General features: G+C 71.2%; 10 protein-coding genes. 6 read left to right on the plus strand and 4 right to left on the minus strand.

The window, feature by feature from the left end; all coding sequences use genetic code 11:
- Window positions 1–131 precede the first annotated feature (131 nt).
- The 5 genes from mfd to LXN57_RS20385 all read left to right on the plus strand — a co-directional run bounded on the left by mfd (window position 132) and on the right by LXN57_RS20385 (window position 8259).
- Window positions 132–3755, plus strand: coding sequence for a transcription-repair coupling factor (gene mfd, locus LXN57_RS20365; protein WP_251799774.1), 3624 nt, complete (start codon window positions 132–134; stop codon window positions 3753–3755).
- Between the two features lie 34 nt (window positions 3756–3789).
- Window positions 3790–4536, plus strand: coding sequence for a hypothetical protein (locus LXN57_RS20370; RefSeq protein ID WP_251799747.1), 747 nt, complete (start codon window positions 3790–3792; stop codon window positions 4534–4536).
- A gap of 118 nt (window positions 4537–4654) precedes the next feature.
- The gene (locus LXN57_RS20375) at window positions 4655–5611 is read left to right on the plus strand and encodes a nucleoside triphosphate pyrophosphohydrolase (RefSeq protein WP_251799748.1); all 957 of its coding nucleotides are present in this window, start codon (window positions 4655–4657) and stop codon (window positions 5609–5611) included.
- 10 nt (window positions 5612–5621) lie between these two features.
- Window positions 5622–7238: a DUF885 domain-containing protein gene (locus tag LXN57_RS20380; RefSeq protein WP_251799749.1), complete on the plus strand. Its 1617-nt coding sequence runs from the start codon at window positions 5622–5624 to the stop codon at window positions 7236–7238.
- Window positions 7239–7449: 211 nt separating this feature from the next.
- Window positions 7450–8259 carry a phosphotransferase family protein gene (locus LXN57_RS20385; RefSeq protein ID WP_251799775.1) on the plus strand — a complete coding sequence of 270 codons (810 nt, stop codon included), beginning with the start codon at window positions 7450–7452 and terminating at the stop codon, window positions 8257–8259.
- A 156-nt stretch (window positions 8260–8415) separates the two neighbouring features.
- On the opposite strand, the gene LXN57_RS20390 is transcribed toward LXN57_RS20385, so the two are convergent.
- The 4 genes from LXN57_RS20390 to LXN57_RS20405 all read right to left on the minus strand — a co-directional run bounded on the left by LXN57_RS20390 (window position 8416) and on the right by LXN57_RS20405 (window position 10838).
- Window positions 8416–8856: a hypothetical protein gene (locus LXN57_RS20390; RefSeq protein WP_251799750.1), complete on the minus strand. Its 441-nt coding sequence runs from the start codon at window positions 8854–8856 to the stop codon at window positions 8416–8418.
- Window positions 8853–9365, minus strand: a complete 513-nt coding sequence (locus tag LXN57_RS20395; protein ID WP_251799751.1) for an RNA polymerase sigma factor — start codon at window positions 9363–9365, stop codon at window positions 8853–8855. Before LXN57_RS20395 ends, LXN57_RS20390 begins: the two co-directional genes overlap by 4 nt.
- 115 nt (window positions 9366–9480) lie before the next feature.
- Entirely contained in the window at window positions 9481–10158 is a 678-nt protein-coding gene (locus LXN57_RS20400; RefSeq protein WP_251799752.1) for a hypothetical protein, read from the minus strand.
- A gap of 50 nt (window positions 10159–10208) precedes the next feature.
- Window positions 10209–10838, minus strand: a complete 630-nt coding sequence (locus LXN57_RS20405) for a PilZ domain-containing protein (RefSeq protein WP_251799753.1) — start codon at window positions 10836–10838, stop codon at window positions 10209–10211.
- A 156-nt stretch (window positions 10839–10994) separates the two neighbouring features.
- On the opposite strand from LXN57_RS20405, the gene eno reads away from it, so the two are divergent.
- Window positions 10995–12278, plus strand: coding sequence for a phosphopyruvate hydratase (eno, locus tag LXN57_RS20410; RefSeq protein ID WP_221376729.1), 1284 nt, complete (start codon window positions 10995–10997; stop codon window positions 12276–12278).
- The last annotated feature ends 51 nt before the right edge of the window (window positions 12279–12329 follow it).

Below are 12329 nucleotides of genomic sequence, written 5' to 3' on the forward strand. Positions count from 1 at the left end.
GGTATCGATGCATATGTCGGACGATTTGTGCGTCGCGCATAAATGTCGGTGGCACGGACTAAACTCGACGACGCACCCCCGCCCCCTCAGGGCGTTTGGGGTTTTTCGACGTGTACGAGGTGTTTGAGTTCATGCAGCTGTCCGGTCTCATCCCCGCCGCTCTTCGCGACCGTGGTCTCGCGCGGGCCCGCGATCTGGCGCGCCAGAGTTTCGCCGAGTCCGACGCGCTCGACCTCACCGCGCCCGCCTCGCTGCGCCCCTTCGTCGTGGCCGCTGTGGCCGGCGCGTCCGACTTCGGCGGCGCCGGCAAGCCGGTGCTCGCGGTCACCGCCACCAGCCGCGAGGCCGACGACCTGGCCGACGCGCTGGGCTGCCTGATCAGCCCGTCCCGGGTGGCCGTCTTCCCCTCGTGGGAAACGCTGCCCCACGAGCGCCTGTCGCCGCGCTCCGACACGGTCGGCCGTCGCCTGGCGGTGCTGCGCCGGCTGGCCCACCCCGGCTCCGAGCCGGTCCAGGTGGTCGTGGCACCCGTCCGATCGCTCCTGCAGCCGCAGCTCAAGGGTCTCGGCGACCTCGAACCGGTCGAGCTGACGACCGGCGGCTCGGCGGAACTGGAAGAGATCGCGCGGCGGCTCACCGACATGGCGTACGCCCGGGTCGACCTGGTCACCAAGCGCGGCGAGTTCGCCGTGCGCGGCGGCATCCTCGATGTCTTCCCGCCCACCGACGAGCACCCGTCCCGGGTCGAGTTCTGGGGTGACGAGGTCGAAGAGATCCGCACCTTCGCCGTCGCCGACCAGCGCACGATCGACCCGGTTCCCGCTCTGTGGGCGCCGCCCTGTCGCGAGCTGTTGCTGACCCCCGCCGTGCGCCGCCGTGCCGCCGAACTGGCCGCCGAGCACCCCGAGATCGGGGAGATCCTCGACAAGCTGGCCGAGGGCATTCCGGTCGAGGGCATGGAATCGCTGGCGCCCGCGCTGCTCGACGGCACCGACAGCATGGAGTTGCTGATCGACACCATGCCGGCCGGCACCCACGTGCTCCTCTGCGACCCCGAGCGCATCCGCACCCGGGCCCACGACCTCACCCGCACCTCCGACGAGTTCCTCGAGGCGTCGTGGGCGGCCGCGGCCGTCGGTGGTCAGGCGCCGATCGACGTGGGCGCCGCCGCCTTCAAGACCCTGGCTGACGTACGCTCGCACGCCGCCACCCTGAAGCAGCCGTGGTGGACGATCTCGCCGTTCGGCCTCGCGGAATCCTCCCCCTCGCCGGAAGACGATCAACCCTGGCTCGAGTCGCCGTCCGTCGAAGTGAGCCCGGATGCCGGCGACGCGGTGGCCCTGGCCGCCCAGCCCGTGCCGCTCTATCACGGCGACACCGCCAAGCTCGCGGCCGATCTGCACGACTGGGCCGCCGCCGGGTGGGCCATCGCGCTGGTCTTCGAGGGCCACGGCACCGCCCAGCGGGCCACCGAGGTGCTGCGCGACGCAGGCCTCGGCGTCACCCCGGCTGATTCCATCGAGTCCGCCCCCGAGTCCGGCCAGTTGCTGGTCACCTGCGGCGGGCTCAACCACGGCTTCATCGACGCCGGTTCGCGGCTCGCCGTCATCACCGGCAACGACATCACCGGCGGTCGCGGCGCGTCCACGAAGGACATGCGCAAGATGCCGTCCCGGCGGCGCAACACCATCGACCCGCTCGAGCTCAAGCCGGGCGACTTCGTGGTGCACGAGCAGCACGGCATCGGCCGCTATGTCGAGCTGGTGCAGCGCACAGTCAACGGCGCCGACCGCGAATACATCGTGCTCGAGTACGCCGCGTCCAAGCGGGGCCAGCCCGGCGACCGGCTCTATGTGCCCACCGACCAGCTCGACCAGCTGTCCCGCTACGTCGGCGGCGAGTCGCCCGCGCTGCACAAGATGGGCGGCGCCGACTGGCAGAAGAGCAAGGCCCGCGCCCGCAAGGCCGTGCGCGAGATCGCGGCCCAGCTCATCCAGCTCTACGCGGCCAGGCAGGCGTCCAAGGGCCACTCGTTCGGCCCCGACACGCCGTGGCAGCGCGAACTGGAGGACGCGTTCCCCTACCAGGAGACGCCCGACCAGCTGTCGGCGATCTCCGAGGTCAAGCACGACATGGAGCTGTCCGTCCCGATGGACAGGCTGATCTGTGGCGACGTCGGCTACGGCAAGACCGAGATCGCCGTCCGGGCCGCGTTCAAGGCGGTGCAGGACGGCAAGCAGGTCGCCGTGCTGGTGCCGACCACGCTGCTGGCCCAGCAGCACTTCAACACGTTCACCGACCGGATGGGCCAGTTCCCCATCACGATCAAGCAGCTGTCCCGCTTCCAGACCCCGTCCGAGGCCAAGCAGACCCTCGAGCAGGCGGCCGACGGCACGGCCGACATCGTGATCGGCACCCACCGCCTTTTGTCCAACTCGACCAAGTTCAAGAACGTCGGCCTGATCATCGTCGACGAGGAGCAGCGCTTCGGGGTCGAGCACAAGGAACAGCTCAAGGCCCTGCGCGCCTCGGTCGACGTGCTGACCATGTCGGCCACGCCGATCCCGCGGACGCTCGAGATGGCGATCACCGGCATCCGCGAGATGTCCACCATCGCCACCCCGCCCGAGGAACGGCACCCGGTGCTCACCTTCGTCGGCGCCCAGGACGACAAGCAGGTGGCCGCGGCCATCCACCGCGAGCTGCTGCGCGACGGCCAGGTGTTCTATCTGCACAACCGGGTCGAGTCGATCGACAAGGCGGCCCGCAAGCTGCGCGAGCTGGTGCCCGAGGCCCGGGTCGCGGTGGCGCACGGCCAGATGAGCGAGGAACAGCTGGAGAAGGTGATGGTCGGCTTCTGGGAGAAGGAGTACGACGTCCTCGTCTGCACCACCATCGTCGAGTCGGGCATCGACATCCCGAACGCGAACACGCTGATCGTCGAGCGGGCCGACCTGCTCGGCCTGGCCCAGCTGCACCAGATCCGGGGCCGGGTCGGCCGCGGCCGCGAGCGGGCGTACGCCTACTTCCTGTACCCGCGCGAGAAGCCGCTCACCGAGCAGGCCCACGAGCGGCTGGCCACCATCGCGCAGCACACCGAGCTCGGCGCCGGCATGTACGTGGCGATGAAGGACCTCGAGATCCGCGGCGCCGGCAACCTGCTCGGCGGCGAGCAGTCCGGCCACATCGAGGGCGTCGGCTTCGACCTGTACGTGCGCATGGTCGGCGAGGCCGTGCAGGCGTTCAAGGGCGAGCGCCCCGAGGAGGAGCCCGAGGTCAAGATCGATCTGCCGGTCGACGCGCACCTGCCGGTCGACTACATCTCGGTCGAGCGCCTGCGCCTCGAGATGTACCGCAAGCTCGCCGAGGCCCGCGACAACGCGAAGCTCGACGAGGTCGTGGCCGAGATGACCGACCGCTACGGCGAGCCCCCGGCCCAGGTCGCCAACCTCATCGCGGTCGCCCGCTTCCGCCAGGTGGCCCGGGCGTACGGCCTCACCGACGTGTCGATGCAGGGCAAGCACATCCGGTTCAGCCCGGTGCCGCTGCCCGACTCGAAGCAGCTGCGGCTCAAGCGCTACCACCCCGACTCGGTCTACAAGCACGCCACCGACCAGGTCAGCGTGCCCCGGCCCAGCACCCGCCGGGTGGGCGGCGAACCGCTGCGCGACCAGGCCCTGCTCGAGTGGTGCGCCCAGCTCCTCAAAGATGTTCTGGGCGAGGTCCCGGCGCCGGCTTCCGCCGGGGTCGCGTGATCTCGCTCATACCCGACGTGAGAGAGTCAATGCCATGCACCGTGCTCGCCGACTCGCATCCATCGCCGTCGTTGCGTCCCTCGGGCTGAGCGGGCTCACCGCCTGCCGGTCCGAGCCGTCCGTGGCCGCCTACGTCGGCGACGACACCCGGATCACCGAGAAGCGGGTGCAGGAGGTCTGGGACGACGCGTTCGCCGCAGTGCAGACGGCCAACGCCGAGGCCGAGGCCAGCGCGCCGCCCGCGACCCTGTCGATCACCCGGGCCGACGTCGTGCGCACGCTCGTCAGCAACAACGTGCTGACCGAGGTGGCCCAGCGCGAATCCGTGGCGGCGCCGGCCGAACTGCCGCTCGGCGACTACGCGACCCAGCTGCGGCTCCCGCAGGACGCGGAATACGTGCGGCTCTACGCCGAGTCCGACGCGCTGATCCGGGCGCTGCGCACCAAGGTGCAGGCGGCCGCGTCCGACGTGACCGACGACGACCTGCGCGAGGTGTTCGACGTGCTCGTCTCGGCCCAAGAGGTGCCCGCCGGCACGACGTTCGATCAGTTCAAGACGCAGCTGCCGGCCGAGAACCTGGCCCTGGTGAAGACGGCCGCGGCCGTCCGGGCCGAGGTGGCCGAGACCACCGACGCCATGAAGATCACGGTGAACCCGCGCTACCAGCCGCTCACCATCCCGGTCCTCGAGTTCCAGACCCAGAACGGCGCCCTCAAGCCGCTGGTGAGCGTGCCCCTGGGCGCCACCCCCGACGGCAACCCGGTGACCGACGTCTCATAGCCACTGCCTGTGGACAACCCGCTCGCGTCCGCTTGACAGGCGATAGCGTGCTGCCACCTTCTCTCACCCTTGGGTGGGCGGGGGAGGCGGTGGCTCACGGGCTGGCAGAGTTGCGACCATGACCGCTCGGATCGTTCTGCTCGTCACGTCGCCGCGCCTGCCCGCGGGCCTGCTCACCGCCGCCGCCTGGGACGCCCTGCGGGCGTACCCGGTCTTCGCCGCCGGCGATTCCGAACAGGCCGAAGCGCTCCGCCGCAGCGGCGTGCCGGTCACGGTCATCGAGAGCGACCCCGAGCTGCTGCTGGCCGAGCTGGCTCGCAGCGGCGAGGCGGTCGTCTGGCTGGCCGGGCCGGCCGGCGACGAGGGCTTCGCCCGCAGCCTCGGCCTGCGGCTGGCCCGCGAGCCCGGCCTGGCCGAGCTCGAGCTGATGTACGGCTCGTGGGACCCGCCGGGAGCCCGCCTGCTCGACGCGGTCGCGGTGATGGACCAGCTGGTCTCGCCCGGCGGCGACCCGTGGAAGCGGGCACAGAGCCACCGCAGCCTCGCGCCCTACCTGCTCGAGGAGAGCTACGAGGCGTACGACGCGATCGAGGCCGGCGACACCGGCGCGCTGCGCGAGGAGCTGGGCGACGTGCTGCTGCAGATCGTGCTGCACTCGCGGCTGGCCGAGGAACTGCCCGAGGACGAGGCGTGGACCATCGACGACGTGGCCGGCGGGCTGGTCGACAAGATGGTGCGCCGCAACCCGCACGTCTACGCGGGCGCCGAGGTGACCGGGCTCGAAGAGATCACCGAGAACTGGGACCGCATCAAGAAGGCCGAGAAATCCCGCGACTCGGCGCTCGACGGCATCGCCCTGAGCCAGCCCGCCCTGGCCCTGGCAGCCAAGATCCTTCAGCGTACGCATCGAGCCGGTCTCGACGTGCCGCTGCCCACCGGCGCCGATCTCGGGTCCCGCCTGCTCCGCATCGTGGCCGAGGGCGGCGATGCCGAGCAGGAACTCCGTCGCGCGGCACTGAAGTACGCGGAGGACGTGCGAGCGGCGGAGCCGAAAAATGTCGGACCGGACGAGTAACTTTCACGGCATGCCGGAGTTCGTACCCCTCGCCGAGAGCATCGTCGACGCCATCCTCGAGAGCTCGCCCGGGCTGGCCACCTACACCGGTGACCACCGGTTCGACGACCGCCTGCCCGACCTGTCGCCCGGCGCGACCCAGGTCCGCCTGGCCATGCTGCGCGACGCGACCGATGCGCTGTCCGGCGTCGACGCCGACGCGCTGCCGCCCGAAGACCAGGTCGACCACGCCATCCTCAGCGCCCTCGCCGAGCGTGGCCTGTTCGAGCTGAGCGACGTGCGCGAACACGAGTGGAACCCGCTCGACCACAACCCCGGCCCGCTGCTGCACGCGTTGATGGCCCGCCCGTTCGCCCCCGTCGACGAACGCCTGACCAGTCTCGCCGGCCGTCTCGCGGCCATCCCTGACGCGCTCGCCACCGCCCGGGCCCAGCTGCGCGACGTTCCCCGCATCCACGCCGAGACGGCGATCGGCCAGTTCGCGGGCACGGCCGCGCTGATCCGCGACGAGCTGCCCGCCCTGCTCGACCAGGCGCCCGGCCTGCGCGCCCGGGTCGAGCCCGCGTCGGCCGCCGCCCTCGCCGCGCTCACCGAGTTCGACGGCTGGCTGCGCGCCCTGGTCGACAGCGGCGAGCCCGGCCGCGACCCGCGCCTGGGCCGCCGCCTGTGGGAGGCCCGTCTCTGGCACACGCTCGACACCGAACTCCCCGCGGCCGAGGTGCTTTCCCGGGCCCGGGCCAACCTCGAAAGCGTCGGCGAGCGCCTGCGCGCGGCCGCCGCCGAGCTGACCGGCGGCCCCGCCACCGACGAGACGGTCCGCCGCGCGCTCGACACCCTGGGCGCGCAACACCCCACCAACGACACCATCGTCGCCCTGGCCCGGGCCACCATGGACGAGGCGACCGGCTTCGTCGGCAAGCACGACCTGGTAACCCTGCTCGACGACCCGTGCCTCATCGAAGAGATGCCCGAGTTCGCCCGCGGCGTCGCCGTCGCCTACTGCGACCCGCCGGGCCCGCTCGAGACGGCCGAGCTGCCCACGTTCTACTGCATCGCGCCCACCCCGTCCGACTGGTCGCCCGAAGTTGTCGAGTCGTTCTACCGCGAATACAACGACCACATGCTCCGCGACCTCACCGTTCACGAGGCGATGCCCGGCCACTTCCTCCAGCTCGCCCACAGCCGCCGCTTCCGCGCCGCGACCCGCGTGCGCGCGCTGGGCTGGTCCGGCCCGTTCGTCGAGGGCTGGGCCGTCTACGCCGAAGAGGCGATGGCCGACCTCGGTTTCGGTGGCCTTCCCGTACGCCTCCAGCAGCTCAAGATGCAGCTGCGCATGAGCATCAACGCCATCATCGACCAGCTGGTCCACTGCGAAGAGATGGAAGAGCACGAGGCCATGGCTCTGATGACCGGCCCTGGCTTCCAGGAAAAGGGCGAGGCCGCCGGCAAGTGGCGCCGCGCCCTGCTGACCTCTACCCAGCTCTCCACGTATTTCGTCGGCTACACCGAAGTCGCCGCCATCGCCGCCGCCCGGCCGTTCGGCGCTACCCCGAAGGCCTGGCACGACGCCATGCTCGCCCATGGCTCCCCACCGCCGCGCCACCTTCGCACCCTCCTCGGCGTCTGACCCAGGCGGCTTGCTGTTCAAAACCGCGGCTTTCTTGCGCTGGGACGGCCGGGGCCGTAGCCGGCCCGACGTGGGAGTTCGGGCGGCTTCGAAGGGATGCGCATTGTTCGCGGAACGGCCTTCGTGGCGAGTTGTGCCTGCGGCGGTGGCGGTGGGTGTGAGGCGGGTCTGCGGGGCGCCGGTGGTCGGCAGCCTGGACGTGCACGGTGGGATGTCGCCTGGGCCGGCTGCGGTTCTCTTGCTGGACGATGGGCGGCGGGTCTTCGTCAAGGCCGTGTCGCGGACGGCCAGTGAACCCTCGTACCGCTTTTATCGGCGGGAGGCCGTTGCCTTGGCGGCGCTGCCGGCGGAGGCTCCGGCGCCGGTTCTGGTGGGCTCGGTCGAGGTCGGCGGTTGGTGCGCGTTGGTGATGTCCGTTGCCGAAGGGGTTCCGGCCGGGCCGCCGTGGAGTGATGACGGGGTTCGTCTGGTGAATGCGGCTTGCGAGGTGGTCGCCTCGTTGCGCGCTCCGGCTGTGGTGCCGCCGATCGGGCAGCTGATCACTGACCTCGACGGCTGGGAGCGTCTGGCCGCCGGTGAGCCCGCATTGCTCGACGACTGGGAACGCCGGCACGTCACGGTGCTGGCCGGCCTCGCCGCCGGGTGGCCGGAGTGGACGACCGGCACGACGCTGGTCCATCAGGATGTCCGGGCCGACAACGCGATGGTGGACCTCCCCGCGGGTCGGGCCGTGCTCGTCGACTGGAGCTTCGGGTGTGCGGGCGCTTCCTGGCTCGACCGCGCCCGCCTCGCAGCGGATATCGTCGGCGCCGGCCACCGTGAAGGGCCCGCGGCCGGCCTGCGATCCGCTAGCAGAATTCTTGCAGGCCTGCCGGACGAGGCCGCCAGTTTCGTGGCCGCGCTGGCCGGCATGTGGTGTTACCGATCCACGTTGCCCGCCCCGCCCGGTCATCCCACTCTGCGTCCGTGGCAACGCGAACGCGCTCGTCTGATCCGCCCGCTCCTCGCGTCGCTGATCTGACCGCCGGCGCCCGCGCACTGCCGGCGGCCGGGTCCTGCTCGCCGAACTCGGCCGGGCGTGGACAGCGGGCGCCGGCGGGCGGTTGTCAATCGGAGACGCGTGGGTCGGGAACGGACGTCACGAAGCGCCGCCGGGGCGCGGCGGAGTTCGGCGGGCTCATTCGGTGAGTTCGGCTCGGCGGCGCAGCAGAGTGGCTCGGGCCCGTAGCGCCAGCGCCAGATTGGCCGCCGCCGTCACGCCGAGCGTGCACACGATGACGATCAGCCAGCTGGGCACGGTGGGGGCGACCACGGCGGCCCCTACGGCGAACACCGTCCATGCGGCCAGTCCGAGCCAGCCGGCGACCACCCGGTCGCGGGCGAACAGCGGCATCCGGCGCGTGACCGCCCAACCGCCGAAGACCGCCCACGCCGCCCCGATGACCACCAGCACGCCGAACGCGACCTGGGTGCGCGGCGGCAGGTGCGGCTCGGTCGCCCACAGAACACCGATCAGGGCGCTGCCGGCCAGGCCGGCGAAGGCCACGGCGGCGTACGCGATACGCCTGCGGAACGACAGCCGGGCGTCGAGCCGGCCGAGCAGGTCTTCCGGCGTCATCCCTCGTACCCCTTTCGCAGCAATTCTTCCCGCAACAGCCGGCGGCCCCGGTTGAGCCGCGACTTGACTGTGCCGACCGGCACCGCGCAGATCTGGGCGCACGTGTCGAGCGACAGGTCCTCCAGGTGGAACAGCAGCAACACTTCCCGCTCCCGGGGCGGCAGGGCCGAGAGCGCCACAGCCACCAGTTCCCGGTCGACGACGGCCGCGGCCTCGTCGGGCCCGTCCTCGACCGGCGGCGGCTCGGGGCTCGCGTAGGCGTCGCGCAGCCGGTTCATCACGGCCCGCCGGGCGATAGCGAACAGCCACGGCCCGAACCGGTCGGGCTGCCGCAGCCGGGGCAGCCCCTTCACGACGGCCAGCCACACTTCCTGCACCACGTCGTCGTCCGCGCGGCCGAGCATGCGGCCGACGTAGCGTTCCACCCGCCCGTGCCAGACCCCGACCAGCTCGGCGAAGGCATCGCGCTCACCCAGCTGGCACCGCACGACGATCAGCTCGTCACTCATCCGCACCGGTCGCCGTCGAAAAGCTCGTTCATGCGTCCCTCCTCACCCTGTCCAGTCGCGCGCCGGCGAAGGAAGGTTCACGGGGCGAGGCGACCGCCGCCGGGGGAGGGCGGAGCTACTTCGTGTTCGCGGATTCGTCGGCCAGGGTGGCGCCCGTGGGGACCAGGAACGCGTCGGGTGGGACGGTTTCCGAGTAGGCGGTCAGGGCCTGGTCGATGCGCTCGCCGTCGATCGTGGCGGCGAAGCTGGCCAGGATGCCCTCGTTGGTCACGCACAGGTCGAACGTCGGGGTCGGCGTGCCGTGCACCTGGCGCAGGGTCAGGCAGGTGGCATGGCGGCCGGTGATCGTCGTGTCGTGCTGGTCGGTCTGGACGCCCGGGTCGAGGGCGGCCGTCGCCAGCATCGCCTGCACCGCCTCGGGCGAGATCAGCGGCGCCGCGGCCAGGGCGGCCGCCGCGGCCGGGTCGGCCGTCGTCGACGTACAGGAATTGCCGGCGCAGCGGATCGTGACCGTCGTCGTCGTGATGAGGCGGCCGCCCGGATAGACGTACGAGGCCCGGGCCGGCTTCTGAGCCCGGCTCACGGTTGCCGTCTCGCCGCCCGCCACCTGGTATTTCGCGGTGTAGCTGAGGGCCGCGCCCGCGGCCAGCTGGCCGGCCGTCTCGGTGATCAGGTTTTCCCTGGTCAGCGGGGCGGCGCTGGCCTCGTCGAGTTCACCGCAGCCGGACGTGCCGAGCAGCGCCGTACTCAGGACGGCGAGACCGGCGAGCGTCAGGCGTGGAACGGTGGACACGCCTGACACCTAAGCCCATGGGCGCAACCCGGAGCAAACGAGATTCCGTTTCAGCTACCGCGGGCGGCGGCCCGGGCCTTCAGTTGCTGCGAGAAGATGTAGCGCCGGATGATCCGGGCCTGGTGCTCGTCCGCCGTGGTGAAGACGGCCACCAGTTCGACGATCAGGGGGCCGCGCCGCGGGATCTGCTGCCGCACCGAGTTCACCTTGACCGCGCGGGCCGGGAACTCGACGATCTCGTCGCCCACCTGCATACGCAGAGTGATGTCATCGCCGGCGGCCACCTCGACGTCGGTGAAGTGGGCTCGCACCGCGCCTTCGCTGAGGTCGTGGATCGTGCCCTCGGCGGCGGCCTGACCGGGCAGGATCAGCACGATCGGCTCGCCGCCACCCCCGCGTACGTAGCCGCGGCTCTGCTCGATCGCGGGCTCACCGGACAGCGTCACCCGCACCCGGTTGCCGTCGACAGCGGCCACGTTGCCCGCGACGGCGTACCGGCCGCGCGGCGCCGCCGCCCAGCGCAGCGTCACCTCCGCGTCGGCCGCCGGCAGGTCGTCGAGGGCCAGGGAGAGCGTGATCAGCGCGGCCGTGGCCTGCACGACTCGCACATCGGGCAACGTTTCGCCGTACGAGGTCAGCTCGATGTACGAGCCGTCGGCGGGAAGCATGGGTGTGCTCATAGTGACTCCGAGATCGGCAGCCATCGGCCCGGCTTGAGGAGAAGTTCACCGGCCGCGCGTACGACCGACATCGCGGGTCGATACGCTCAGTGTCGTGGTCGGCCGCAGGGTCGCGGTCGGTGAACTGCAGCCTTAACAGAGGGAGCGACACGACACATGGCCACCATTGAAGCAATCGTCGCCCGCGAGATTCTCGACTCCCGGGGCAACCCGACCGTCGAGGTCGAGGTCGGGCTCGACGACGGCACGGTCGGCCGCGCCGCGGTACCGTCGGGCGCCTCCACCGGCGCTTTCGAGGCGATCGAGCTGCGTGACGGCGACAAGGGCCGCTACCTGGGCAAGGGCGTCGAGAATGCCGTCTCGAACGTCGAAGACAAGATCGCCGACGAGCTCGTCGGTTACGAGGCGAGCGAGCAGCGCCTGATCGACCAGAAGATGCTCGACCTGGACGGCACGGCCGACAAGAGCGAGCTGGGCGCGAACGCGATCCTCGGCGTCTCGCTGGCCGTGGCCAAGGCGGCCGCGCTCTCCGCCGAGCTGCCGCTGTTCCGCTACGTGGGCGGCCCCAACGCGGCCGTCCTGCCGGTGCCGATGATGAACATCCTCAACGGTGGCGCCCACGCCGACTCGAACGTCGACGTGCAGGAGTTCATGATCGCGCCGATCGGCGCCCCGACCTTCCGCGAGGCCCTGCGCACCGGCGCCGAGGTCTACCACGCGCTCAAGTCGGTGCTGAAGAAGAAGGGCCTCTCGACGGGCCTGGGCGACGAGGGTGGCTTCGCGCCGAGCCTGCCGTCCAACGCGTCGGCCCTCGACCTGATCGCCGAGGCCGTGCAGGCCGCCGGCTTCACCCTGGGCAGCGACATCGTGCTGGCCATGGACGTGGCGGCGACCGAGTTCCACAAGGACGGCGCGTACGTCTTCGAGGGCAGCCCGAAGTCGACCGACGAGATGATCGCCTACTACGCCAAGCTCGCCGCCGAGTACCCGATCGTCTCGATCGAGGACCCGCTCGACGAGGAGGACTGGGCCGGTTGGAGCGCGATGACGGCCGAGCTCGGCAACAAGATCCAGATCGTGGGCGACGACCTGTTCGTCACCAACCCGACCCGCATCGGCCGGGGCATCGCCGAGAACGCGGCCAACGCCGTGCTGGTCAAGGTGAACCAGATCGGCTCGCTGACCGAGACGCTCGACGCCGTCGACCTGGCCCACCGGGCCGGCTTCAAGACGATGATGAGCCACCGTTCGGGCGAGACCGAGGACACCACGATCGCCGACCTGGCCGTCGCGGTCGGCAGCGGCCAGATCAAGACCGGCGCCCCGGCCCGGTCCGACCGGGTCGCGAAGTACAACCAGCTCCTGCGCATCGAGGAGCAGCTGGAGAGCGCGGCCCGGTACGCCGGTGCGGGCGCTTTCCCGCGTTACCGCACGGCGTGACGAACGCCCGCTAATCATGGAGTTGTGGCGTCCGCCGAAACGGGCATAGGT

It is taken from the genome of Paractinoplanes hotanensis, from assembly GCF_023717965.1.
GTDB lineage: Bacteria > Actinomycetota > Actinomycetes > Mycobacteriales > Micromonosporaceae > Actinoplanes > Actinoplanes polyasparticus.

Coding starts and splice junctions, on each gene's coding strand:
- eno (WP_221376729.1), top strand. CDS start 10,995: ATGGCCACCATTGAAGCAATCGTCGCCCGCGAGATTCTCGACTCCCGG.
- LXN57_RS20405 (WP_251799753.1), bottom strand. CDS start 10,838: ATGAGCACACCCATGCTTCCCGCCGACGGCTCGTACATCGAGCTGACC.
- LXN57_RS20380 (WP_251799749.1), top strand. CDS start 5,622: ATGCCGGAGTTCGTACCCCTCGCCGAGAGCATCGTCGACGCCATCCTC.
- LXN57_RS20385 (WP_251799775.1), top strand. CDS start 7,450: ATGTCGCCTGGGCCGGCTGCGGTTCTCTTGCTGGACGATGGGCGGCGG.
- LXN57_RS20395 (WP_251799751.1), bottom strand. CDS start 9,365: ATGAGTGACGAGCTGATCGTCGTGCGGTGCCAGCTGGGTGAGCGCGAT.
- mfd (WP_251799774.1), top strand. CDS start 132: ATGCAGCTGTCCGGTCTCATCCCCGCCGCTCTTCGCGACCGTGGTCTC.
- LXN57_RS20370 (WP_251799747.1), top strand. CDS start 3,790: ATGCACCGTGCTCGCCGACTCGCATCCATCGCCGTCGTTGCGTCCCTC.
- LXN57_RS20375 (WP_251799748.1), top strand. CDS start 4,655: ATGACCGCTCGGATCGTTCTGCTCGTCACGTCGCCGCGCCTGCCCGCG.
- LXN57_RS20390 (WP_251799750.1), bottom strand. CDS start 8,856: ATGACGCCGGAAGACCTGCTCGGCCGGCTCGACGCCCGGCTGTCGTTC.